21 protein-coding genes are annotated in these 22,986 nt (G+C 68.3%); 9 read left to right on the top strand and 12 right to left on the bottom strand.

Annotation, left to right across the window (positions count from 1 at the left end):
* Positions 1-95 precede the first annotated feature (95 nt).
* From VS93_RS08820 to VS93_RS08805, 4 genes are read left to right on the top strand one after another with little or no spacing between them, the layout of a single operon-like run.
* Complete coding sequence (locus VS93_RS08820) at positions 96-2,621, top strand: ATP-binding protein (RefSeq protein WP_046469480.1); 2,526 nt, start codon at positions 96-98, stop codon at positions 2,619-2,621.
* 6 nt (positions 2,622-2,627) lie between these two features.
* On the top strand, positions 2,628-3,128 hold the full coding sequence (locus VS93_RS29725; RefSeq protein ID WP_162231661.1) for a hypothetical protein: 501 nt from the start codon (positions 2,628-2,630) through the stop codon (positions 3,126-3,128).
* A complete protein-coding gene (locus VS93_RS08810) occupies positions 3,062-4,678 on the top strand; it encodes a type IV secretion system protein (RefSeq protein WP_162231660.1) in 1,617 nt (538 codons plus the stop codon). Before VS93_RS29725 ends, VS93_RS08810 begins: the two co-directional genes overlap by 67 nt.
* Before the next feature lie 13 nt (positions 4,679-4,691).
* Positions 4,692-5,783 (top strand): C40 family peptidase, encoded by a 1,092-nt coding sequence (locus VS93_RS08805; RefSeq protein ID WP_052745622.1) that lies wholly within the window; start codon positions 4,692-4,694, stop codon positions 5,781-5,783.
* A 92-nt stretch (positions 5,784-5,875) separates the two neighbouring features.
* Here the strand turns inward: VS93_RS08805 and VS93_RS30320 are convergent, their stop codons facing one another.
* The 3 genes from VS93_RS30320 to VS93_RS31285 all read right to left on the bottom strand — a co-directional run bounded on the left by VS93_RS30320 (position 5,876) and on the right by VS93_RS31285 (position 8,510).
* Positions 5,876-6,241, bottom strand: a complete 366-nt coding sequence (locus VS93_RS30320) for a hypothetical protein (protein ID WP_052745621.1) — start codon at positions 6,239-6,241, stop codon at positions 5,876-5,878.
* A gap of 185 nt (positions 6,242-6,426) precedes the next feature.
* Positions 6,427-7,923 (bottom strand): N-6 DNA methylase, encoded by a 1,497-nt coding sequence (locus tag VS93_RS26820; RefSeq protein ID WP_236700426.1) that lies wholly within the window; start codon positions 7,921-7,923, stop codon positions 6,427-6,429.
* A complete protein-coding gene (locus tag VS93_RS31285) occupies positions 7,920-8,510 on the bottom strand; it encodes a hypothetical protein (RefSeq protein WP_156184739.1) in 591 nt (196 codons plus the stop codon). Before VS93_RS31285 ends, VS93_RS26820 begins: the two co-directional genes overlap by 4 nt.
* Positions 8,511-8,715: 205 nt before the next feature.
* On the opposite strand from VS93_RS31285, the gene VS93_RS08795 reads away from it, so the two are divergent.
* Genes VS93_RS08795 through VS93_RS28975 form a run of 3 tightly spaced genes read left to right on the top strand, consistent with a single transcriptional unit; the run spans position 8,716 to position 11,523 of the window.
* Complete coding sequence (locus VS93_RS08795; RefSeq protein WP_082126735.1) at positions 8,716-10,764, top strand: tetratricopeptide repeat protein; 2,049 nt, start codon at positions 8,716-8,718, stop codon at positions 10,762-10,764.
* Between the two features lie 58 nt (positions 10,765-10,822).
* Positions 10,823-11,077: a hypothetical protein gene (locus VS93_RS08790; RefSeq protein WP_052745619.1), complete on the top strand. Its 255-nt coding sequence runs from the start codon at positions 10,823-10,825 to the stop codon at positions 11,075-11,077.
* Entirely contained in the window at positions 11,074-11,523 is a 450-nt protein-coding gene (locus VS93_RS28975; protein ID WP_156184738.1) for a hypothetical protein, read from the top strand. Before VS93_RS08790 ends, VS93_RS28975 begins: the two co-directional genes overlap by 4 nt.
* Here the strand turns inward: VS93_RS28975 and VS93_RS08780 are convergent.
* Positions 11,435-12,784, bottom strand: a complete 1,350-nt coding sequence (locus VS93_RS08780; RefSeq protein WP_173434281.1) for a methyltransferase domain-containing protein — start codon at positions 12,782-12,784, stop codon at positions 11,435-11,437. The two genes, VS93_RS28975 and VS93_RS08780, sit on opposite strands and share 89 nt — an antisense overlap.
* Complete coding sequence (locus tag VS93_RS28970; protein ID WP_156184737.1) at positions 12,781-12,918, bottom strand: hypothetical protein; 138 nt, start codon at positions 12,916-12,918, stop codon at positions 12,781-12,783. The genes VS93_RS08780 and VS93_RS28970 overlap by 4 nt, the downstream gene beginning before the upstream one ends.
* Positions 12,919-14,331: 1,413 nt before the next feature.
* Here VS93_RS28970 and VS93_RS08775 point away from each other — a divergent pair.
* On the top strand, positions 14,332-16,161 hold the full coding sequence (locus VS93_RS08775; RefSeq protein ID WP_046469476.1) for a hypothetical protein: 1,830 nt from the start codon (positions 14,332-14,334) through the stop codon (positions 16,159-16,161).
* Between the two features lie 6 nt (positions 16,162-16,167).
* On the opposite strand, the gene VS93_RS08770 is transcribed toward VS93_RS08775, so the two are convergent.
* A complete protein-coding gene (locus VS93_RS08770; RefSeq protein WP_046469475.1) occupies positions 16,168-16,575 on the bottom strand; it encodes a hypothetical protein in 408 nt (135 codons plus the stop codon).
* Positions 16,572-17,591 (bottom strand): YaaC family protein, encoded by a 1,020-nt coding sequence (locus VS93_RS08765; RefSeq protein WP_046469474.1) that lies wholly within the window; start codon positions 17,589-17,591, stop codon positions 16,572-16,574. Before VS93_RS08765 ends, VS93_RS08770 begins: the two co-directional genes overlap by 4 nt.
* Positions 17,592-17,819: 228 nt before the next feature.
* On the opposite strand from VS93_RS08765, the gene VS93_RS08760 reads away from it, so the two are divergent.
* Positions 17,820-19,163: an AlbA family DNA-binding domain-containing protein gene (locus VS93_RS08760; protein ID WP_046469473.1), complete on the top strand. Its 1,344-nt coding sequence runs from the start codon at positions 17,820-17,822 to the stop codon at positions 19,161-19,163.
* Between the two features lie 294 nt (positions 19,164-19,457).
* Here VS93_RS08760 and VS93_RS08755 read toward each other — a convergent pair whose 3' ends face one another.
* The 5 genes from VS93_RS08755 to VS93_RS08740 form a co-directional block, all read right to left on the bottom strand.
* Positions 19,458-19,706: a hypothetical protein gene (locus tag VS93_RS08755; RefSeq protein WP_046469472.1), complete on the bottom strand. Its 249-nt coding sequence runs from the start codon at positions 19,704-19,706 to the stop codon at positions 19,458-19,460.
* 139 nt (positions 19,707-19,845) lie between these two features.
* Positions 19,846-20,277, bottom strand: a complete 432-nt coding sequence (locus tag VS93_RS08750) for a site-specific integrase (RefSeq protein WP_201776584.1) — start codon at positions 20,275-20,277, stop codon at positions 19,846-19,848.
* 44 nt (positions 20,278-20,321) lie between these two features.
* Positions 20,322-20,744 (bottom strand): hypothetical protein, encoded by a 423-nt coding sequence (locus VS93_RS28965; RefSeq protein ID WP_156184735.1) that lies wholly within the window; start codon positions 20,742-20,744, stop codon positions 20,322-20,324.
* Positions 20,745-20,959: 215 nt separating this feature from the next.
* Positions 20,960-22,000, bottom strand: a complete 1,041-nt coding sequence (locus VS93_RS27870; RefSeq protein WP_082126733.1) for a Crp/Fnr family transcriptional regulator — start codon at positions 21,998-22,000, stop codon at positions 20,960-20,962.
* Positions 22,001-22,058: 58 nt separating this feature from the next.
* Positions 22,059-22,742 carry a sigma-70 RNA polymerase sigma factor region 4 domain-containing protein gene (locus VS93_RS08740; RefSeq protein WP_046469471.1) on the bottom strand — a complete coding sequence of 228 codons (684 nt, stop codon included), beginning with the start codon at positions 22,740-22,742 and terminating at the stop codon, positions 22,059-22,061.
* Positions 22,743-22,986: the final 244 nt, after the last annotated feature.

Genomic DNA, 22,986 nt, shown 5'->3' with positions numbered 1-22,986 from the left:
CACCGGACGCCGCCGCGGCCTTCGCCGCCCCACCACCCTCCAGCAGCTGCTGTCCGAGCCGGACCCTCCCGCCCCGCAGGCCAAGGAGAAATGACGTGCAGGTCCCGATCCGCCACCTCGCCGGAAACCTGGCCTGGACTGTCCATGGCCAGGTCTGGGCCATCTGGCGCGTGAACCCCGTCTCCTACCTCCACTCCAGCCCCCAGGCCCAAGCCGAACTGCACGCATCCACCACCGCTGTCCTCAAGAAGCTGAGCGGCCAGCCCATGCTGCTCAGCTTGTGCGCCCAAACCGAGGCCGCCGACGTGGTGGAGGCCATGATCAGCGGCGTCGATCTGGAGAATCACCCCCAATGGGTGGAAGTGGCTGATGCGGCGCTCGATTGGCTGTGCGAGCTGGCCCTCACTGAGCGCACGCACTGGCTGGCCCTCCCACTGCCCGCGGACAAACCCTCCCTCGACCTGCGCTCGATCGCCTCTGCGGCGACCGCGTCATTAAGCCGCCTTATCGGAACCGTCCCACCGGCGCCCGCCGTGACCGAGGTCCGCTCCTACGAGGCAAAGACCCACAAACTCCAGTCCCAGCTCTCCGGTCAGCCCGTGCTCCGTCCGGCCACTCCCGCCGAGATCCTGTGGATCTATGGGCACTCCGCCCGCCGCGGACTGGCCGAGCCGATCCTGGCCGACGCCTCCAAGGCGGACCGTGAGCTGGCCGCCTCGCACCTGCATCATGGTCGGCTCCGTGGCCCCTCACTGGCCGGTCTTGGAGAAGTCTGCCTGGTCGAAGGCGGCACCCCTCCCAGTGAGGCGGGCACAAGGCGCTCATCACCGCTGCGCCGGCGCTGGCTGCAGGTGCAAACCCCCACCGGTGACTCCTACCAGGCATTCCTCGCACTCGCCGAGATGCCCAGCCTCTTCCGGTTCCCCGGATCAGAGTGGCTGGCCGCGTTGGACGCCCTGCCCTTCGGCGTGGACTGGTGCAGCCGCCTGACGATCGTTCCCAACACCGAAGCCGAGGCCAAGAGCCGACGCAAGGCCCGTGAACTGTCCGCACAGGTAGACGAGTACGACGGGGAGACCGCCGGAATCCCCCAGGCACTCATCGACGCTGCGGCTGACCTGGACGACGAACGCGGGCGGCTTCAGAGCAGCCGGACCGAGGTGGAGATCCAGTCGAGCACCCTCATGTGCGTATGGGGTGAAACCTCTGAGGAGGCCGACCAGCACGCCGAGGTCGTACGCGCCACGGTCGCCGCGGCCGAATACCAGGTCGTGCGTCCCACCGGTGGGCAGCGCCGCCTGTTCGAGGCGATGCTGCCCGGCGCCCCTTCGTCGTCCCTGCTGCGGGAGTTCACCCAGCACCAGCTGGCCGGCGACTACGCCATGGCGATGCCGTGGGCGGATTCCTCGATCGGGGACCCCACTGGTGCGCTGCTCGGGATGAACCTCGACGGCGGCACCAGCAGGCCAGTCCTACTGGATCTGGCCAATGCTCCCCAGCAGGACGCCAGTGCCTCCCTGGGCGCGGTTGGTGAGCTCGGCGCCGGCAAGAGTGTGCTGCTGAAGGCCATTCAGATCGCGTTGCTGGACCGGGGCGGGCGCGTCATCGCCGTCGACCGCACTCCCATGGGGGAATGGGCGCACTTCGCGGCCCACACCGCCCCCGGACGCCACCAGGTCATCCGCGCCGACGCCGAGGCCAGCGTGTGCCTGGACCCCCTGCGTGTATTCGGCCCCCAGATCGGGGCCCGCTACGCCAAGTCCTATCTCACACTCCAGCTCGGTGTGCCGGCCATGTCGCCCGGCGGCCTCGCGCTCGCCCAAGCCGTGGACCGCGTCGCCGCATCCTCCACCCCGCATATGCGCGCGGTCATCGACGAACTGGAGGCGATCCCCCACACCGAGAAGAGCACCAACCGCGCCGAACAGGCCAAGGAGCTCGCAGACCTGCTGCGCGCTGTCGCCGCCGATGCGCTGGGCCAGATGGTGTTCGGTGACCTGCCGCCGCTGAATCTTGAGCAGGAATTCGTCGTCTTCCACACCGCCGGGCTGAGCCTGCCGAAGAAGGAGATCTTCGCCAGCGAGTACCACATGCAGCGCCAGCCCTTGGAAACGCTGATCGGCCGCGCGGTGCTCTACCTCGTCGCCGCGGTCGCCCGCGAGGTGGCCTTCAGCGATCCGGCCCGGTTCGCCGCGGTCGCCTTGGACGAGTGCCACTGGCTGACCAGCTCCACCGAAGGCCAGGACCTTGTGCTCGAGCTCGTGCGCGACGGCCGCAAGCACGGCGCCGGCGCCATGCTCGGCAGCCACGACCCCGAAGACTTCGGCAACGAGACCATCCGGGGCCTGTTGAGCAATCGGTTCCTGCTGCGCCACCGCGACACGCGCCTGGCCGCCAAGGGGCTCGAGTTCCTCAACCTCGACCCAGGGGATCGCTCCCTGATCGACCTGGTCACCACCAACCTGTCCCCGATCAGCGACCAGACCCGCAAGGGTGAAGCGCTCTACCTCGACACCCAGCGCAGGGCGGGGCGAATCAAGATCACGATCCCGCCAGTCGAGCGCATCGCGAACTCCATCCTCACCACCCCCGGCCAGCCCGAACCCGCGCCCCAGGAGTAACCGCCGATGTCCACACCGCGCTGGTGTAGAGGCCTCCTCCTCGCTGTCATGACCGCGGTGCTCATCGCGCTCTGCCCCGGGGCCGCCGCAGCAGATCCCACCCCTGACAACCAGGAGAGCCCCCAAGAGCAGGAGGGACTGCTCGCCCCTTTCGTCCCGCAGGACCCTGACGGTGTCCCCTTAGACCACTACGACATCACCGGGGATGCCGGCGGGTTCTCCGACTGGGACCGCCAACTGCTGGTGTTCCTGACCGACTCGACCTTCGCCGCCAACCGGATGCTCGTAGGAGCGTGCGGCTGGCTGTTGAACTGGGCCTTCGAGTTCGGTCCCGCAGAAGCGCTCTTGGAACCCGCCCGCACCATCGCCGACACCTACCAGCGCGACGTGATCGACCGGCTCGGCCTGCCCGCCGTCTTTCTGCTGTTCGGGGCCGCCTGGTGCGGCGTGCTGATAATGCGGGGACGCACGTCTCAGGCGCCGGCGAACTCGCGGTCACCCTGCTGATCTCCGCGTTGGCGGTCACTGTGCTCGCGCGTCCCGCGGACCTGCTGCTCGGCGATCAGGGCCTGCTGCAGCACACCCGAGACACCGCCCTCACCCTGACCTCTCTCACCGCGACCCAGGGCGAGTCAGCCTCCACCGATGCCGAACAGGCGGCCAAGCCCCTCACCGACGTCCTCGTCGAAACATTCGTGATCCAGCCGCACCAAGCCCTCAACTACGGCGATGTCCTCGGCCCGGAAGACCCGTGCCTGCAGACCTACAAGGAGCTGGTCCGCGAAGGGCCTTGGGGGGACGCGCCCGACCCGCGTGATCGGCTCACCGACGCCGGATGTGCGGAACTGGCCGATTACAACGCCGAGCCGAGCGTTGACCGGCTGCTGGGCGCCTACCTGTTGCTGGGCGCGACCTGCGTGGTCACTCTCCTGATCGTCATCCTCGTGTGCGTGCTGCTGGTCGCCATCCTGGCCGCAGGCATCTATGTGGTCTTGTGCCCGATCGCGCTTGTGGCCGCCCTCCTTCCGGGAGGAGGACGCCAGCTGCTGTGGCGTTGGATCGGTGGCGTCGTCAAGGTGCTACTGACCATCGTGGCGATCTGCCTGTTCCTTGCGATCTTCGCGGTCTTCGTCCGGGCCCTGATGACCGCCACCAGCGACAGCCTTCCGCTCGTCGGCCGATTCGCTTTGATCGACATCGCCGCTATCGGCGGCCTGATCTACCACCGCAAGCTGCTCAACGCCGGCAGCCGCGCAAGCCAGAGGCTCTCCCGCCGCCTGGAAACGGCCCGCTTGGGCGGCACCCGCGGCAAGGGCTGGATAGGCCCGACCGGCGGCGCCATAGCTCCGACGTCGGTGGCCGAGCTGGCCCGCGGCGCCCGCTCCGAGCTCAACCGGATCACAGCCCCGGCAAAACAAGCCGGACGCATCGCCAACAAGGCCTGGTCGGGCCCACCGAAGGCCAGAGCCAAGGCACGGGCCAAACTCCGTCCCGACGCGGGCACACTCCAGCAGCGCCTGGCCAGCTCCCGCGGCGGACGTGTGCTGATGGGCAGCGGCAAGGCCGCCATGCTGACCGGCAAGGTCGCCTTCGGCGCCACCGTCGGCGCACCCGTCGCCCTTCCCAAGGCCGCTGCCACGGTCAAGGCCGCCGCTACGACCCGCTCGGCGATGACCAAGGCGAAGCTGGCCAAGGCCGCGCTCACCACAGCCAGCACGGGCAAGCAGCTCGCCGACGCCTGGTCGCAGACCCCACCGGCCAGGGCGCTGCAGGGTGCCCGCGCAGCTGATGCCGATGCGACCCGGACCCGCGACCTACTCTCCCAGCGCCACCCACTCCCTCAGGTCGGCGTACCTCACCCCGGCGGCTCGGCCACGAACAGCGCGCCTCAAACACCACGCGGGCAAGGCGGCACAAGCATCGCTGCCGACACGCCTGCCACCAATGAGGCGGCCGGGAAGGACGCGTCGGACTCACCAGCGCAAGCCCGCCAAGCCGCCGAGCGGCTACGCGACCAGATCCGCAAGCGGCGCCCCCGCCGACCCGGTGGCCGGTAGGAGAGGTCCGTCCATGAAGAAGTGGTGGCTGGCCGCCGCGGTTGTGTTCCTGCTGTTCTTGGGCTCGTGCGGAGCGCCGGCCCTGGTCCTCATCGCACGAAGCTCCAGTTCGTCCTCCAGCGATGGCACCCCGGTCAGCGTTGAGGGGATCCCCGACACACTGCTGGATGCTTACCAGCAGGCAGCTGATCAGGCTGAGGAGCGCTTCCCAAAGTGCAGCGGCCTCACCTGGAACATCCTGGCTGGGATCGGCCGCATCGAATCCACACACCTGATGCACCTCGAGGGATACGAGGTCGATGCCAACGGCGACGTCAGCCCGCCCTTCTACGGGCCGCGTCTGGACGGAAGCCTGGAAAACACCGCGGTCATCACCGACACCGACAACGGAAAGTGGGACGGCGACACCGAATACGACCGCGCCGTGGGCCCCATGCAGTTCCTGCCCTCCTCCTGGGCGATCTACAAACAAGACGGCAACGGCAACGGCGCAACCAACCCCAACAACATCTACGACGCCACCCTCACCGCAGCCGCCCACCTGTGCGGAGAAACCGAGCGCGACCTCGCCGACCGCGAGCAACTACGCGAAGCGCTGTATCGCTACAACAACTCCCAGTCCTACGTAGAGGATGTCCTGCGCTGGTCCGACAGCTACGCCTCACGCAGCCACAGCGGCGCCCGCGGGGAGAACAGCGCGAGCGGGAACGCGATCGTCGACGCGGGCGAGGAATGGCTGGGAACCCCCTACCTCTATGGCGGGGCTTGCAACCTCCCCGGACGTGACCGGTGCGACTGCTCAAGCCTCACCCGCTACGCCTACCGCCACGGCGCCGAAATCGAACTGCCGCGCACCACCTATGAACAGGTCCAGCTACCCCAACACGACGAACGCTTCGTCGCCATCCCCGCAGACCGTATAAGCGACCTCCAACCAGGGGACCTGCTCTTCTTCGGCTCCGACCCGCCCTGGGGAATCGGCCACGTTGGCATCTACATCTCCGACACACTCATGCTGGAGGCTCCGCGCACCGGCCTGAAAGTGCGCCACTACGAAGGATGGCAGACCAGAGGTCAGTACTACGGCGCGGTTGGCTTGCGCTGATCCCTACACAGCCCTGTCACGCATCTTCGCAGTTTATGAGTGGCGAGAAGCAGCTTCTGCCAGTCTCGGCCCCCTACTCGGACTTGCGGCTTTCATAAGGCGCCGTAGACAACGCGCAGCGGCGGCGCCGGGAGCTGGTGGGTGAGCTTGCGGCGGAAGTCCAGCTGCTCGGTCAGGCTGAGCCGGTCGGTGCTGCGGTGGCGCTGCCACAGCTCCTCGGCGCTCTCCCACCACTGGGCGAGGTCGGGGTAGCGGCTCAGGTGGGGGTGTTGGCTGTCCATGAGGGTGGTGCCCTCCAGGGGCAGCACGGCCTCGCGGGGCGGTACCAGCCGGTAGGGCAGTACGTTCTCGCCCAGCAGGAGCGGGTAGAGGAAGTCCTGCTCGACGACCCCTTCCAGGTCTTTCAGATCGCGCCACGGGGCCTTCTCATAGGAGCTGCGGACCGAGCGCACCGACACTCGGCCCCACCCAGCCCCAGCGGGCCGGCGTCTTGGCGCTCGACCAGGAACAGCATCCGGGGGAACACCGTGGCGCCATTGAAGGAGCGCGGTCGGTAGGGCGATTCGACGACGCCTTCGCGCCCCTGGGCCAGTGCGGCTTCCTCGCGCCTCAGATGGGGCTGCACGCTCTGCCAGTCCTCGGCTTAGGCGGGCAGGCGCCCGCTCCACCGCAGGGTCTGTGCGGGCAGGGCCGCGGCGGTGCCGCTGGCGGTGCGTCGGCCGAAGACGATGCCGGAGCCGCGGGGGAAGATATGGGGTCGCAGGCGGCGCAGGTCCCAGGAGCCGGTGAAGGCGACGTCGACGTGCTCGGTGGAGGTGTGGTAGCGGCCGCTGCGGAACCCGGCGAAGTAGGGCCGGTCCAGCACCGCGTTGGGCACCACGAAGCCGAACCTGCCGTCGGGGCGCAGGTACTGCTCCACGGCGCGGGCGATGAACAGCCCGGACAGATCCTGGTGGGTGGTGACCTCGCCGCCCTGCCACAGGCCGCGCTCGGTGGAGAGTTCTTTGAATGAGTCCTGCATCTCGGCGGGCATGTGGCGATAGGCCAGCCACGGCGGGTTGCCCACGAGCACATCCACCCGGTTCTCGGCCAACGAGAGCCACATGGGCCAGGCCAGGTTGCGGACGTAATAGCTCCAGATGTGGTTGCGGCCCTCATCAACCAGCTGGCACAGCAGCTGGAAGTTCGCGGTGATCTCGCCCTGGTCGTCGGTGGCGATGGCCAGCCGGTTGAACAGCCCTTTGAGCGAGGGCACGGTGCCGGGCTGGCGGGGCTTGGCGGCGAGATCCGCGAGTTCGTTGACCAGCTGGTCGAAGCGTCGGCTGTCGTGGAGCAGGTGCTCGGCGAAGCGCAGCTCGCTCTGGAACAGCTGGCCGTCGCTGTGGGTGCGGATGATCAGATAGCCCTGGTCGAACAGGTCCAGGCGCTGCTGCCACTGCACACTGTCGCCCAAATAGACCGGCACCCAGATGGGGCCGCGCTGGGGCGAGGTCAGTCTGTCGCGGCCGATGGCCAGCAGGTAGGTCACCCGGGCCAGGGAGGCGGCCACCGGGTGCAGGTCGATGCCGGCCACGTGGTCGGTCAACCCGTGCAGCGCCGCGGCCAGCGGGATACCGGCGGTCTCGGCGGCCTGCAGGTAGCGGCGTGCGGCGTGGAAAAGAAAAGTTCCCGAGCCGCAGGAGGGATCCAGTACACGCTGGTGCAGCGGGTCGGTGACGGTCTCGGCGACCACCTGCTGGGCCAGCCAGTCGGGGGTGTAGTACTCCCCCAGCGACTTGCGGGTCTCGGTGCCAATGACCGACTCATACAGCACCTTGAGGACATCGTGGTCGACGCGCGACCAGTCGAAGCGGGCCAGGCGCCGGGTCAGGGTGCGCACGAACGACTCGCCGCCGGGAACCTCCAGCACCCAGTCGAAGAAGTCGGCTTCGACCACCCCGGCGATGTGGGCCTGCTCGAAGGTGCGCCCCAGCAACAAGGTGGCCGGCTGCAGGCCGGTGACGTCCACACCGAGGATGCAGTGGGCGATGACATCGGCGCTGTTGACCAGCAGCGTGTGCTCGATGAACAGCGCGTCGTCATCACGGAACTGGGTGCCCAGCGCACTGCGCAGCAGCCGCGCCCACAGCTGGCGCTTCATCTGCACGGTGGGCTCGTGCTGGAACTGCTCGTACAAGGCGGCCAGGGCGGCGCGGTCCAGTTCGTGGGAGGCGCTGGTAGCGCCCAGGCGGCGGGCGATCTCTCCGGGGGTGGGCACGATGTCCTGGCGGGTGGCCAGCACGCCTTCCAGCCACACCAGCAGCTCAAGGGGGTCGGTACGCGGTTTGAGCGTGAAGCGGGTGGCCTCGGCCAGCTCCTCGCCGCGCAGGTGGTAGCGCGCCAGTCGACGCCGTCGGTGAGCACGCCGACGTAGCGCTGCCCGCTCTGGTGGCTGCGCGCGGCCACATACCCCTGGAGCTGGACGAGGGCGTCGGCGAGAACCGCACTGCTGCGCAGGTCCCGCTTGGTCTCGATGACGGTGTAGCCCACCTCGACGTCGATGCGGCGCCGGTCCCCCACCGGTGCCTCCAGGTCGACGTCGAGGTCGTGCTCGGCCAAGTTCAGCCCGCCGGTGAGCAGCAGCTGGCGGACATCGGAGCGCAGTGTGTCCTCGGAACGCAGCTTGCTGCGGTCAGCCAAGCGCCGCACCAGCGCGGCGAGCTCATCGGGGTGGGGGGTCGCAGTCACGCGCCAGACCTATCACACCGCGGGCCCTCCGCCCGGTGTCGGCGAGCGGTGGTGCCGTTCGTCCCCAGTGTTTGCCGTCTCAGTTCACGGGGGCGGCGCTGTAGCCGCACCCCGCCGACGGTGCTCGTTTTGCCAGGGTTATCGCTTCCGATAAGCCCCGAGTACCACGGGCGGGCAGCAGTCACAACACGGCAGAATCAGGGGGATGCTGCGGAACCTCGCATGGACGGTGCTCACACTCGCCACGGCGCTGGGGCTGCTATGGGCGGCACACAAATATGTGCCTGGCGTCAGCGGGTTGGGCGACCTGAACAATCTCGCCGGGATCGGCAGCTTCGCGCTCGCAGCGGTCTCCGCAGTGCTGTTCTTCGCCTCGCGCGACAACGAGGCCGCTTCTCAAGTCGCGGGCGACAATCCGGGCACTGCGCAGCAGGCCACCACCGGTAGCGGGCCAGTCGCTCAGACCACTGGCGACCATAGCCCCACCACCCAGGTGACCGGCGATTCCCCCACGATCCACCAGCACTACGGGACGGCCCCTGCCAGCGGTCCGCCTGCCGAAAACTCTGCGGCGCCGGGCTGGCTGGACACGGCCGTACGTGTGGCCGAGGCCGACCCGGATCGGCTCGGTGCGCACGCCGCCCGCCCCGGTGCCAACGGTGGCCGACAGCCGCCCTATGTGGCCCGCGACGCCGACACCGACCTCGATGCTCGCCTGACCACCGCGGCGGCCGACCCGCGCGGAGGGCTGGTGCTGGTGGCCGGTGCCCCCACAGCCGGCAAGACCCGCGCGTTAGCGGCCGCGCTGGCGCGCGTTCTGCCTGAGCGGATGCTGGTGGCCCCGCCCGAGGAGGCCGACCTCTCTCATCTGCCCCGGTGGCTGAAGCAGAGCGCGGAGAACGCGCCGCACGGATGGGTGGTCTGGTTCGACGACCTCGACCGCCACCTGCCCCACGCCCACCTGGATCCGGCCCTGATCGACGAGCTGGGCGCGGCTGGGGCGGTGGTGGCGGCCACCATCCGCCTCAGGCAGTTGAACGCCCTGAAGCCCGCGGCCGCCGACACCGACGACCGAACCGTGGGCTATACCGTCCTCAAGCCCCCCGCCGTGGTCCTCGACCGCAGATGGAGTTCCGGGGAGCGCGACCGCGCTGCTCGCAGCGGCGACGACCGCTTGGCCGACGCCGCTGAACAGACAGGCTTCGGGGTGGCCGAGTACCTGGCGGCCGGCCCCGAACTGGACCGGGACTGGAAGCACGGCCCCGACACCGGCTATCCGCGCGGCTATGCCCTGGTGGCGGCCGCAGTGGACCTGACCCGCACCGGCCTCTCGGTGCCGTTGACCCGTGCTCAGATCGAGGAGGTCGCCGAACTCTACCTACCAGTCCCGCCACCCGTCCCCGAGGATCCCGAAGAGGCGTGGGCGTGGGCTACGCGGGTGCGCAGCGGGGTGGCCGGGCTGCTGGTACCCGCCGACCACGACAACGGGCACTGGCGGGCTTTCGACTATCTCACGAGTGAGGCGCCGATGCCCGAGGGCGTTTGGCGGGCAGCACTCGGCTGGGCGGGTGGCGAGGACCGCTTCGCGATCGGCGTCACCGCCTACACCGCCGGGCAATCGGCGATCGCCGAGAGGGCTTGGACCCCCCTCGCCAAAGTTGGCAACCCCCTCGCGATGTTCAACCTCGGTGTACTGCTGGATGTTGGTGGGCGCGCCGAGGATGCCCAGGTCTGGTACCGCGAAGCCATCCAGGCGGGCTACACCGCCGCGGGGAACAACCTCGGAAACTTGCTGTACGCAGGCGGACGAGTCGAGGAGGCCGAGGGGTGGCTGCGGGCCGCCGCCGAGGAGGGCCACACCGCCGCGATGAGCAATCTCGGCCTGCTGTTGAGGCACGAAGGCGGCACCGTCGAGGAGGCCGAGGGGTGGCTGCGGGCCGCCGCCGAGAGGGGCAACCCGGGTGCGATGAGCAATCTGGGCGTGCTGCTGGCAGAACAGGGACGCAACGAGTGCGGTGAGCAGTGGCAGAGGAAGGCCGCCGAGGCTGGCCACACCGTGGCGATGCATAATCACGCCGCGCGACTGTATGAGGACGGACAACGTGAGGAGGCCGAGGAGTGGTGGCGCCGGGCCGCCGATGCTGGCCATGCCATCGCTATGAAAAACCTCGGTGTGCTGCTGGCGGAGGCCGGCCGCGCGAGGGAGGCCGAGGAGTGGTGGCGGCGGGCGCGCGAGGCGGGGGAAGACGGGTAGTCCCGCCCTCCGGTTGCCTGGGCCCGGCGGGGAGAAGGAGCACGAGGCTCTGGAAGGGATGCTGGGCCAGTTGGCCGACTACCCGCTGATGGTGATCCCCTCCAAGGTGCCCCCGGTGCCCGCCTCCCGCGACATCGAGCGGTTGCGGCGCATCACCCAGGCCGCCGACATCCCAGTGGGTCCCGCGGTGAGCCACTACGTGTGGATCCCCCGGCGCAGCCGCCGCATGGCCGTCAGCGCGCCCCCCATCACCAAGCAGGGCCAGCCCTTCGCCGACGAGATCGCGGCCGTGGCGCAGTCGGTGATCGCATGAGCAACGGACTGGACGACCTGGCCAAGAAGCGCCGCCGCGGCCGCCAGACCCCCGCACCCAAGCACCCGCGCTCAGAGCAAGAACAGGGATCTGCGCCCCAGACCTCCACCGAGCAGCCGGCGGCTGCAGACGAGACGGCACCACTCCCAGAGCCGGAACAGCCCGCACCGGCGTCGGCATCCAGTGACGCCCAGCAGCAACGTCCCGATGCTCTCCGTTTCAACCGCCCGCCCTCGATCGAGGCCTACCTGGACGAGGAGCTGATGGACAAACTCTGGGAGGTGGAGGCGGCCGGGGCCGCCCGCCGCGAGCGCCACCTGCAAAGCCCCGTCGTCCGGTTGGCGCTGCGCGAGCTGTTCAAGCGCTACACCCCCGCCCAGATCGTGGAGCAGGTGCTGGCCGCATCCCCGCCCAAGACCGGAAAGCGGGGACGCCCCCGCAGGTAGAGGTGTGCCGGGCAACCAGCCCGGCACACCAGCCACCCGGTACACCGGTGTAAGAGCATGCCGGTGTACCGGCGCATCGGAGGTGTCGGCGCTGCCTACCGAAGGGGGTGGCGGGGGTGTCGGCCCACAGCACTTGGCGCCCATCGGCGGTCACGCTCAGCCCGAGCCTCTCGCGTCCCGGGCGGCCGGCGGCCTGCCAGGCCTCCCAGGCCCGTCCGATCTCGGCCCATAGGTCTCGTGGGCCGCGCACCTTGGTCTCCCAGGTGGTCTCTTCCGGGGAGTACTCGCCCAGCGCCCAGGACCCGGAGGCGGTGCCGCGGTCGTAGACATAGACGCTGGCCTCGCCGGAGTTGTCGCTGGCCTCGAAGGAGGCGAAGTCCACCCCGGGCACCAGGTGGCCCACGACCAGGCGCCACCCGTCGTCGCGGTGGGCGATCCAGCGCGGGTTGGTCGCGGTGCGCCCCTCCTCGACACCCGGGGCGTCTTCGTCGACGAAGTCCTGCCAGTCCCCGAGGGGGCTGGCGCTGCGCTGGGCGCGCAGCATCATGAACGGGGCAGGGCCGACGAAGCGACCCGAGGCTGACCCGTCCTCGGCCACGACCAGGCGCAGCAGCACTCCGGGGGAGAACCACGTGCACCACGGGGTGACGATGACCCCGCCGGGCCGGGTCTGCTCCACCCATGCTGGGGGAACCTCGTGGGCGGCCACGGTGGCCAGCACCCGGTCGAACGGCGCGTGCTCCGCGGCGCCGGCCGCCCCGTCACCGATGACCAGGGTGGGTTTGTAGCCCTGGGTCTCCAGCACGGCGCGCGCCGCCTCAGCAACCTCGCGATCCAATTCGATCGAGGTCACGTTGGCGTCTGTGAGCCGCTGGCACAGCAGGGCGGTGTTCCAGCCGGTGCCGGTGCCGATCTCCAGCACCCGGTCACTGTCGCAGACATCGAGGGCCTGCAGCATGGCGAGCACGAGGGAGGGCTGGGAGATGCTGCTGGTGGCCAACCATCCCCGCCCGTCCGTGCCCGTGGGCGCTCCGTCGTCGGTCTGGGTAACGATGGCGTAGTCGCCGTCGATGGCCTCGCCCACGCGCTGGTGGGTCTTGGGCAGCGGCTCGCGCCACCCGGAGCCGTCGCGGCTGGGCATCCACACCGTCTGCGGGACGAACCGCTCACGCGGCACGGCAAGCACGGCGCGATGCCAGGCCGGGTCAGTGATGAGGCCGCGCGAGGTCAACTCGCGCGCCAGCGCGGCCGCCTGGCTCACGTCTTCTCCTGGCCATCAGAGCCCTGCTCGGGAAACGACTCGCTGCCGTGCTTGTTGGACTCGCTGCCATCGGTGTCGGCGCTGCCACCCGAGCCGCTGTCCTTGGGCGTGTCGTCTTTGCCGTGCTTGCCCACCCGGGGCCTCCCACGGTGAGGGGACTACTGCCTCACGACGGTAGCCCGCCAGCCACGACCTGTCAGCGGAGCCGACCTGATCCGGTCTGAAGGGTCCGGGCCACCCCCGGGACACTCACCCAACCGACGACGGGCCCAGAACCCTCCCACAGAAAGTCCCGGTCTCCTATAAGTCCACCGCCCGCTCCACCGCGACGGCCGCATCAACCATGTGGCCGTCGCTGCGCAACGCCAGCCCAAGCCCATGCCAGGCCCTCACTTCGCCATGGTGGTCGTCCATCTGCTGTTACAGGATGCGAGCCCGGGTGTGAGCCTCGATCACCTCCTCAAACCGGCGCACCTTGGCCAGAGCGGCGCCAAGGTTGTTGGCCAGTCCGAGCAAGATCGGCGACATCGCCAAAGCCGCACTGGTTCTCACCCATTTCGAACACGGGCACATCACATAAAACTCGCTGGGATCACCTCATTGTTTCGTGGTCTGTGGAAGAATGAGCCGTCGTTGATGCCTATTGGGAGGCGATATGCCCGATGTCTGGCAGCTGGTGCTTGCTGCCGCTGTCGGCGGATCTATCCGGGGCTTCCTCGACTTCTACCATCACGTCTTGGCTTGGCGGGCTGGGTGCCGCGAGCATTGCAAACGAACCGGCGGCTCTGAGGGGCGGCCATCGTTTCGCCGTTACTGCGACGTCGTCCCGGAGCTAGTGGCTGCGACGTTCCACGTCGGCCTTGGAGCTCTTGCTGGTGGCATGTTCGCTGGGGCAGACCAGATCGACAGCGTCTTGTTTGCACTCGGTGTCGGGACCTCAGCTCCACTCTTGCTTCAGCAGTTGGGCACCATTAAATATGTCCAACAGACGCTTGTGGGGCCATCGACTACCCAGTCTTCTACGACCTCTAGCAATGAGGCTGCCGACAACAGTCATTCGAGGTCTATTCAGGCTATGACTGCGCCTCAAATGGCGACTGCTTCTCCTGACCTTGAAGGCCACTTCGATCCCTACTCGGCATCCAGGGAGGAGGACAGCCGTGACCACTGACGTCCTCTGGCGTCGGACCATTGCTGCGATCTTTGGTGCTGACCGGGGCCCGTCCCACACTACACAGACGCAAGTCAACCGAGATTACCCTTTGAGTCGGCGCTGTATGGCCGTAATACTGGGTGTCCGTCTGCCTCCACCATCCAGCGACCCACCAGAGGTGCCAAGCCCAGCAGGTCATGCTCCACAGATACAGGATGGCAAGGAGAACTGCGCCCCGACGGTTACACTGAAGGATAAGAAGCCGAATGTAGCTTCTAAAGGAGCGACGCTTTTTGAAAGCCGTAGGCTGCCAGAAAGAAAAAAACCTACGGTCATCGGGCCACGAATTGTTTTACGCAAACCGGAGATTGAGCGCGTTACGGAACACCTGTTGGTGCCCGGTTCCGGGGGAGAGAGGCCTCCGATCCTGGTCTTCACCGGGGTCGACGGCAGCGGAAAAACAACCCTGTTAAAGCAGACGGGCGGGGTACTGAACCAGAAGGCCCCGTGGGCCTTTGTCGACTGCGCGGAGTACTCCCCCACCGACCTCCCAAAGCTCCTGACCGAGATCAAGGTCCAGCTCAGCCGCTACTGCCCCGGTTTCGGCAGGCTCCGGTTCCCCCGACTCGAACTCGGTCTGGCCGTGACTAAGGAGGAAGTCGACTTCACCAGCCAGAAACAGGCGTTTCGCCAGCTGAGCGAGCTGGTGGAGAGTCAGACCCGCCGTCACCCCAAGGCCGTCGAGGAGATCCTCGACGGCATGGTGGGAGACGTCGTCGGAGAGATGTTCACCGCGCAAACGACGCTGCCGGCCAAGCTGCTGCGCGCCCCGACCGAACGCCTCGTCACGGCCGTGGCTTCTCGCGCTCTGAATAGTCCACGACTGCTTCGCTGGGGACAGAACTGGTACGGCCACCGCGACCAGCGGCTCCCGTACACCCCCATCGACGGGTTGGCCCAGCTGAACCGGTGGGCCCATACTCCCCAACGGCTCCAGCAACGCGACAAACTCCTGATCGAGGCGCTCCTGGCCGATGTGCGTGCCGCCTTCGACCGCGGCAGGCCGGCCCGCTCCGGGCGGTACAACTGCGTCATCCTGCTCGACAACGCCCACACCGACCTCGGCCGTGCCGTACTCGAGCACCTGCAGAAGCTACGCCGGAACTTCCAGACCGCGGGCTTGACGGCCGAACCGCTGCTGGTCGTGGCGAGCAGCCGCAAGCCGCTCCCCGGCGACGCCCTAGAGCAGCACCCGCTGCCGGAGTTCACCGACGCCGAAACCGATTGGCTGGCCTCCCACCTGCCCGAAGAGGCGGACCCCCGGCTCCCGAAGCTGATCCACCTCTTTACCGGCGGATACCCGGCCGCGGCCGGGTATCTGGTGAGGACCGCCTGCGCGCGGCCCTCTGCCGCAGAGGGCGGTATCAGCACGCTCCTCACCACCGAAATTGAAGACGATGCCGCGGCCACGACAACCGTCGAAACCCGGCTGCGCAACGGTCTGGTGGAGGCGCTGCTGAAGCAGCCCGAACACCAGTCCTTCCCCGATGAGGCGCTGGAACCCCTGGCCACCTGCGCGGCCGCCCGCACCCAGGAGGAAGCCGAGTGGCTGGCCGCGACGTATGCGGACAGCAGTCTGGTCGATCCCGACCTTCTCTGGCAAACGGGCCTGTGGGACGAGCAGAGGGCGACCGCGGCCCACGCCCTGCTGCGCTGGCTGCTGCTGCGCCAGTTGGCCCGGCGGGAAGCCGGGCAGCCGGACTGGAAGACGGTGCACGGGGAACTGCGCGACCGGTGCCGCGACGACGGCGATGTCGCCGGAGAGCTGTATCACACCCTTGCCGGCGGCGATCTGCCGGAGGTGGCCCGGAGGCTCACCGGGTTCCTCCCGGGGAGCGGGATCGCCCAGTCCTGGTTGTCCCTGCTGCTGTCCGTCGTTAAGGCCCCGCGCATGGCACCGGATTCCGGCCCTTCCGCGCCTTTTGAGCAGCAGATCGAATTGACACGCTCCATGGCGGGCGAGTCACCGGCCCATCTCGTGCAGGTGGCCCGGGTGGTCGCCGGACTGTGGCTGGCCAATGACCGCTGCACCGGGCCGGACCGGGCGGACCTCCACGGGGAGATCGCGATCAACTACAGGCGGATCGCGGCGCACGCGGACCGGCCGGCGGAGCTTTGCAAGCACGCGGACCGGCACAAGGAGTCCTCCCAATACTGGTCCTGATAGGTGTCAGTCTTCGAAGTGGGCTGCATGGATGTCCGTAGCCACTTGCACGCACGCGGCCCTGTAGTCGATCACCGGGCATCTCGGCCTGGCGCCGACGACGGGCCGCGGAGAGCGCTTCGAGGAGCTGGCCGTGATGGTCGACGACCGCGCCTGCGGGGAGGTAGCCGTTCTTCGCGAGCGCGGCGTCTGGCGATGGTCCGTGCCGTTGACGGGGTCGGCGTCGCTCTTCTCGCTCACCGTAGGCAGCGCCCAGGCTTCGGCAGGGGTGAGCAGGAGCAGGCGCGGCGAGTAGTCAGCGCCCTGGTGCAGGAAGACACCGCCAGCGTCGGATGGCATGGGCGCCTGGCTGTCACCGAGCAGCGTGAAGACGAGCACGCGGGCGCGCAACGCCAGCCCGCCGGGGAGGCTCATAGCTTGACGTCATTGATGGTCTCCAGGACCAACTCGGGCAGCACGGTCAGCGATGTGCGCAGCAACTCCTCGACCGGCACCGCATACTCGCTGGCGTCCACGTCGATGGCCCGGGCCCACTCCACTGGGTGGTAGCGGGCCAGGACCGAGAGCGCGTGCAGGACCGCCCACCAGGCCATGAGCGGGTGCATGCCACGGATCGCTCCGTTCGGGGCGGGGAACAGGTAGCGTCCGTCCAGGTAGCCGTGTGTCTTGTCGTGGAGCAGAGCGATCCGGTCGGCGTAACTCTTACCGTGGTCCACCTTCCACCTCAGATAAACCTCACCGGAGCCGTCCACGTGCGGTTGGTAGGCCGGGTCGGCGTCCGGCCCGGGACCAGTCTTGGCGAAGTCGTAGCCTGCAACGTCGGGGAACGCCGCGAGGTAGGTGTGGAGCACCTGGGGGTCGGTCTTGCCGATCACCCACTCGGGGAGCGGCCACGCCGGGACCTGCACAACCTCCTGTTCCTGGTCAGGAACCCCTCGGGTATCGATTTGCAACGGGGTGCGCCGGTCCTGACCCGGCGTGCCGAGTGGCCACTCCCGGGCCTGGGGAATGCAGTCCCACAGGACGCGGAAGGACACGGCGTTGTCTTCCCACACCGGGGAGTCCAGGATCTTGGACAGGCGGGTGAAGCTGCCCCGGTTCCCCGGGCCGTCCGTGCGGATCTGCACGTCGGGCAGCGGGTCGCGTAGGCTCTCGGGCCGGGGACAGATGCCGTGCCCGACGAGTTCCCAGGTGTTCTCGACCGCGCTGCTGGCCGCGGCGGCGATGGCACGTCCGGCCTGGCTGAGCCCGTAGAACACGGTGATGGGACGGGTGGCAGGCGCAGCATCAGCCGCCTGGCGGAACAGCTGCTCGGCCTGCTCCAACCCGAACTGGTAGGTGACACGGCGCGGCTTCGCCTTGAGCGCCGGTGCGGGAGGGTCCGCGCGGGTAGCCCGCAGGCGCGCCCACGCGTCGTCGTTGAAGTGCATGCCGCACAGCCTAAGAAATCCCCTGGCCTGGGGTGCTGAGGAATTCACCGATCAGGACGCACATCCGAGCCGGGTCGCTCTCGGTGGCCCGGTAAGTGAACCCGTGCTGGGACGTCGCTGTCTGCTCAAGCAGGAGCCGTCCCGATGTCCAGGCACAAAGGGCGACATCACCGCTGTGGGTGCTGGTTTCGGCTGCACGCGGTGGCCCTGGCGGTCCAGGATGAAAGCATGGCCACGCTGCGCTCCGCTCGCCTCGAACGTCTCCTGGGAGCCGCCATCGCCGAGGCCACCTACGAGCACGTCTGCTCCCTGGTGGACAACTCGGTCGTTGAGAGCTTCGACTTGGATTACAAGGCCCAGCTGTATGGCACTGGCGACTCCGAAAAGCGCGAGCTTGCCGGGGATATCGCCGCGATGGCCAACACTGTCGGCGGGCTCATCATCCTCGGCATCAACGAAGACGACCAGGCGCGCGCCAGCGCCGCCCCGGGTGTGCCAGTCAGCGATGCCGAGGTGACCCGCATCTACCAGACGGCGGCCTCGCGGCTGTCCCCGCTACCGGGCCTGGACGTGCGGGTGGTGCCCGATCCTGCCTCCGGCGGCGACCACGGAGTCATTCTGATCGCGGTCCCGCCCAGCCCGGCCCGCCCGCATGCGGTTCTGGTCAACAATGCCCTGCGCTATCCCCGACGGCACGGCACCACCACCGTCTACCTCAGCGAGCCCGAGGTCGCTGAGGCCTACCGCGAGCGGTTCACCAGCGTCGCCGAGCGCGCCGATCGGTTGGAGCGCTATGAGTCTGAGTTACTAACGCAGCTCGACACCACCGAGTTGACCTATGTGGCCGTCTCTCTTCTGCCCGATATGCCAGGGGCCATGACCATCGACACCGCAGCCGGACGCGCTTTCCAGGAGCAGGCTCTGACTACTGCGCCGATGATCGCCGAAACCGGATGGTCCTGGACGAAGACCATGGTGGGGCCGGGCCGTTTCATCGCACTCGCCGACGTCAGCGACCAGGGCAAGACGAAGTGGAGGGCCTGTGAGCTACATATTGACGGAGGCGGAGCCTTCGCGACCTTCGTCGACGTTCGTCGCTCCCATGACGGCGCGGCCGTCGAGAACTCGCGCGTGGACGACGAAAACCTGGCACTCGGCATCCTCAGCGGCCTGCGCCTCCTTGGGCAACACGCCCGCGACCGAACCGCCACCAGCGGAAACGCCACAGTGCGTGCCACACTCCACCCCGTGAGGTCGGCTCTCCCCGCAAAGCTGACTCACTCCCGCTTCCATTCGATCAGCCAAGGGCTTGGCCCCCGAACGCTGATCGAGGCCCCTGACGCGGCGACCGTGGCCGACATCGACGCCCTGGCCGATGAAGGACCCGAACTGGTGGCAGCCGCCCACCGGCTGGGTGGCCACCTTGTCCAAGCCTTCGGCCGGCCTGAGATCCTGCAGTTCAGCCCCCAAGGACAGCTGCGCATGCGCTACTGGGACCCCCGCTTTCAGCCGAGCCTACGGGCATGGGCGGAGCAGGCTGGAGTCGAGTGCGTCAACGACACCGTGCGGTAAGCAATCCATTTCTGCCTGCATGTCTCTAACCTGCCGTCCGGATCTCAAATAGCAGTCGCGCAACCTCTGAGACGAGTGTCCCCGCGTGCGCCGAGAGCGAGATGTCACATCTACGCGGTGAGGGCCGCCGCAGGGGCTGTCCCAAACCGGGGAAGCGGGAGGCGACGCATCCTGGCCGGGCTGCTCGTGCTCGCCGGGGCGTTCAAGTTCGCTGACTCGGTGATCCATTCATGACGGGCCCACCCCCGGCTGGGCTACCCCGCCCCTGCGGCGCAGCTGGCCACTGGTCACCATTCAGTGCGTCCTGCGGGCAGCCGGGTCGCGTTGGGCCTGCCAGGCCGAGAGCGCCTCGGTGGAGACCCGGGCGTAGCGGGCCACGGACGCCACTGAGGTGTGGCCGGAGTAGGCGAGCAGGGTGGAGGTGTTGGCGCCGTCCTCGTCGGCGCCGGGTGCGCAGCCCGGCTTCCACATCGGGTTGGGGAAAGCGTAGGAGCCCAGGAGGCTAATGTGCCCGTAGCCCAGCGGGGACAGCCGGGCGCACATCTCCTCGGTGGCAGGGATCCCGCCGTCACTGAACCGCCGCCGAGAATAGTAGGGTCGGGTCGAGGAAACGGTCCAACCGCAAGTTTGGAACCGCGCCTCGACCCGACCCTACTATTCTCCGCAGTCCCTGCCGTCTTGGTCACTGCGTGTGGTCACTGGTGGCGTAGCGGTTCCAGGCCCCACCCTCGCTCGCGGCGATGCGGGTGGTGGTCTTGTCGTGGAAGCCGAGGGCGCGGGCGATGACCGGAGCGGGAGCCTGGAGCACGAGTTGGCGCAGGGCAGCAGAGCGGACCGAGCCGCTGGGGATACCGATCTCGCCGACCAGAGCCGCGAGGTACAAGGAGTTCAGCGGCCGCCCGGCCTGTCCGGGGAAGAGCCAGGGAGAGTCGGCCGAGGCAGAAGTCTTCGCGTTGCCGCGCTCGTGGCGGGCGCGGAGCAAGAGTCCGTCGAAGGGGCTGGGGACCAGGGTCGGCGGGTCACCGAAGCGGATGAAGACCTGGCCGTCGTCCTGGGTGATGTCGTCGGTGGTCAGCAGGACGATGCGGCTTGCGGGCTGGGCGTAGAGGAGCATGAGGCAGGCCGCCGTGCGTGAACGCAGTGGCCCCGAAGCTTCGTTCAGGATCTTGCGTAGGAGTTCGAGTCGTCGGTGCTGGGTGAGTCGTTGGCCAGGGTGGTACCGCCGGGCGCCAGCTCCAGCTCCTCGAAGAGGAGCACCGGCAGCCCGCAGGCGAGCGCCGCGGCGGTGGCCTGGTCGACCAGCACCCCGGCCAGGGATCCGCGGTAGGTGATGCCCTGGGGGCCGATCTCGGCGGCGCGGGCCTGGCGCACCCCCCATTCGGCCGCGATGTCGAGCCCGGCCTGGGCGAGCACGTCGCGGTGCACGATCGCCCCGTCGGGGGTGCCGGCGTCGGTGAGCACCACCGCGCCGCCGGTGTCGGCGACGTCGGTCACCACGGTGCCCAGCCGGTCGCGCACGTGCTCCGAACCCTGCTCCACGGTGGGTTCACCGCGGAAGGCGGGCCACCGGTCGTCCTCCATCCCACCCCAAAACGAGTACGGGTGCGTACACATCCAGAGTGTGCGCACCCGTACTCATTCGCGGAGCGGTTTCCGCGGATTCGTGGCAGACGTCGGTACGTTCGCGGGACGAGCTGGCGGCCGCGCCTTCGGCGAGAAGGACACCGCGCCGCGCTCGCGCATCCGTTTGTCCCAGCAGCGCCATGGTGGCCAGGTGGGTGGATCTGAGCCAAAACTCACTGGTCATTGATATCTGCTGTTTCCGCGAGTGCCGCAAATGAGGTGATCGCGTTGGTGCGGTAGCCGGTGCTGGCGATTCTGCGCTGCCGCAGGTCAGCCAGGGCCTTCTGTACGGTGACCTCCGAGGCGCCGATGATGGAGGCGAGCTCGGGCGGGGTGATGGGGATTCCCAGTTCGACGCGGTCGCCTTTGCGTAGCCCGTAGTCCTGGTAGAGCTGGTACAGCACCCGGGCCAGGCGCACCGGGACGTCGTGCGCGCTGTAGTCGATCACCCGCTGGGTGGTGGAGTGGAACTTGCCGGCGATCGACGCGCTGACCGCCTGGGAGACCTCCGGGTTTTTGGCCAGGAACGCCTCGAAGTCCCGGTGCGCGATGACCACGGCGGAGACCAGGCCGGTGGCGGTGACCGTCGCGATCCGCGGACTGCCGTCCAGGCTGGCCAGCTCACCGATGAGGTCGCCGCGGGAACGGATCGCGAGCAGGACGCGGCGCCCGTTGCGGGAGCTGTGGGTCACCTTGGTGACGCCGTCGATGAGCACGAAGACGTGTCTCGTTCTCTCGCCCTGGTGCACCAGGACGTCTTCGGCGGCGAAGTGTCGCAGATGCCCCAGGGCGAGGAGAGCACGGCACTGGTCGGGCTTGAGGGAGGCGATGACGCTTTTCGCGGGCCAAGGACGGCGGCCCCCTCCCCCCACGCCCCTGCCGCCTTGGGGGGAGGTCCGACGGTGCTCATCGGGCTTGTGGGCAGCCTGCAGGATCGCGCTGACATGAGCGGAAAGAGCTCGCCGTTTCATCGCTCGAGCCCCTGCGGTGCCCAGCGAACTCTCGTTTACAAGAGAGAGGTAGCGCTGTAGCGCCGTCAGCGCAGATTGCTGAGCTTCGGAATCGACCGGTTCACCGTGGTCGGCCGCATCGCGCACGCAGGACAGAGCCGAGAGCGTCTCAGCGCGTACGGGGTCGGGCGATTCGGCTTGGAGACGTTCCAGGACCTCGTAGAGGAGGACGATGTCGTCCGCGCTGAAGTGGGATTCGCTCATCCTCGTTCTCCCATCCTCCTCCGGATCCGATAAAGGCGGCCTTCGACTGCGCGGGGGCTCATCCTAGTTGCTGGCCAATCTCGGCATGGGTGTGACCGTCGAGGACGAGTTCGGCTATCTCACGGGTGTCAGGTGGCATCTCATCCATGGCCTGCTGGGCCATCAGCTTCAACGTGGCAGTCTCGGCCGGATCCCGGATGTGGTCCATAACGCAGCGGTCGTCCTCAAAGGCAGCGGCGACTGAATGGGCCTGGCGCCATTTGGCGCGCTCACCCGACCAGCGGCGGTAGACGTTGGGGAAGGCCAAGAGGCAGGCGCCGACGAAGTAGGTCTTGATCGAGGCGCCGCCCTCGATCGACCATTTACGCTGCATGAGCGCGTGGTCTCGGAAGAACTTCAGCGCCTCGGCCACGGTCTCTACCGCAAGTCCGAGACGTTCGTTGAACGAGGTGCTCAGCAGCTCGGCGTCGGCTTCGAGGGGCTGTAGGGGGCGGCCCTGGCGTGCGCACAGGGAGTAGATGCGGCGTTTTCGGATCCAGGAGAGCATGACCGGATAGCCATATGCGGCCAGGTCAGCCTCGAACATCTCATAGCGGGGGCCAGTGAAGCCGTCCTCAGCGAGCTCGCTGAGGAGGGTGTGGTCGGCCAGGCGTCGAAGCAGGTTCTCCTGGCCCTGACGCAGCTGGTCGCCTTCCTCAGAAGCGTAGTCCGCTTCGAGGCGCTCAAGGAGGTCTCCCAACACCGCCCAGTCACCGGCGGGGGGATGCAAAGAGCCGGTGGAAAGATTCGCGGAACCGGAGCCGGGCTCGCCTGAGCGCCTACATACATCGGGTTGTAGGCGCTCAGACGAGCCCGGACCCAGTCCGGCCTGCTCGTCCATCCGTGTTCCCTTCGTGTCCTTCCTTGTGACGCGATAGGCGCTCCCGGAAACGACCGGCCGGGAGCGCCACGCCGCGTGAAGGCGTGCCGTCCCTCCTATGTCAGGG

This window comes from Allosalinactinospora lopnorensis, from assembly GCF_000981225.1.
GTDB lineage: Bacteria > Actinomycetota > Actinomycetes > Streptosporangiales > Streptosporangiaceae > Allosalinactinospora > Allosalinactinospora lopnorensis.
Note: the sequence above shows the minus strand (reverse complement) of the source record. Positions and strands in the feature narration are given on the sequence as shown.

Excerpts from the sequence above, each read along its gene's own strand:
- VS93_RS29725 (WP_162231661.1), top strand. The coding sequence starts at position 2,628 with ATGTCCACACCGCGCTGGTGTAGAGGCCTCCTCCTCGCTGTCATGACC.
- VS93_RS08805 (WP_052745622.1), top strand. The coding sequence starts at position 4,692 with ATGAAGAAGTGGTGGCTGGCCGCCGCGGTTGTGTTCCTGCTGTTCTTG.
- VS93_RS26820 (WP_236700426.1), bottom strand. The coding sequence starts at position 7,923 with ATGAAGCGCCAGCTGTGGGCGCGGCTGCTGCGCAGTGCGCTGGGCACC.
- VS93_RS08795 (WP_082126735.1), top strand. The coding sequence starts at position 8,716 with ATGCTGCGGAACCTCGCATGGACGGTGCTCACACTCGCCACGGCGCTG.
- VS93_RS08790 (WP_052745619.1), top strand. The coding sequence starts at position 10,823 with ATGCTGGGCCAGTTGGCCGACTACCCGCTGATGGTGATCCCCTCCAAG.
- VS93_RS28975 (WP_156184738.1), top strand. The coding sequence starts at position 11,074 with ATGAGCAACGGACTGGACGACCTGGCCAAGAAGCGCCGCCGCGGCCGC.
- VS93_RS08770 (WP_046469475.1), bottom strand. The coding sequence starts at position 16,575 with ATGAGCCTCCCCGGCGGGCTGGCGTTGCGCGCCCGCGTGCTCGTCTTC.
- VS93_RS08765 (WP_046469474.1), bottom strand. The coding sequence starts at position 17,591 with ATGCACTTCAACGACGACGCGTGGGCGCGCCTGCGGGCTACCCGCGCG.
- VS93_RS08760 (WP_046469473.1), top strand. The coding sequence starts at position 17,820 with ATGGCCACGCTGCGCTCCGCTCGCCTCGAACGTCTCCTGGGAGCCGCC.
- VS93_RS08755 (WP_046469472.1), bottom strand. The coding sequence starts at position 19,706 with ATGTGCGCCCGGCTGTCCCCGCTGGGCTACGGGCACATTAGCCTCCTG.
- VS93_RS08750 (WP_201776584.1), bottom strand. The coding sequence starts at position 20,277 with ATGCTCCTCTACGCCCAGCCCGCAAGCCGCATCGTCCTGCTGACCACC.
- VS93_RS28965 (WP_156184735.1), bottom strand. The coding sequence starts at position 20,744 with ATGGAGGACGACCGGTGGCCCGCCTTCCGCGGTGAACCCACCGTGGAG.
- VS93_RS27870 (WP_082126733.1), bottom strand. The coding sequence starts at position 22,000 with ATGAGCGAATCCCACTTCAGCGCGGACGACATCGTCCTCCTCTACGAG.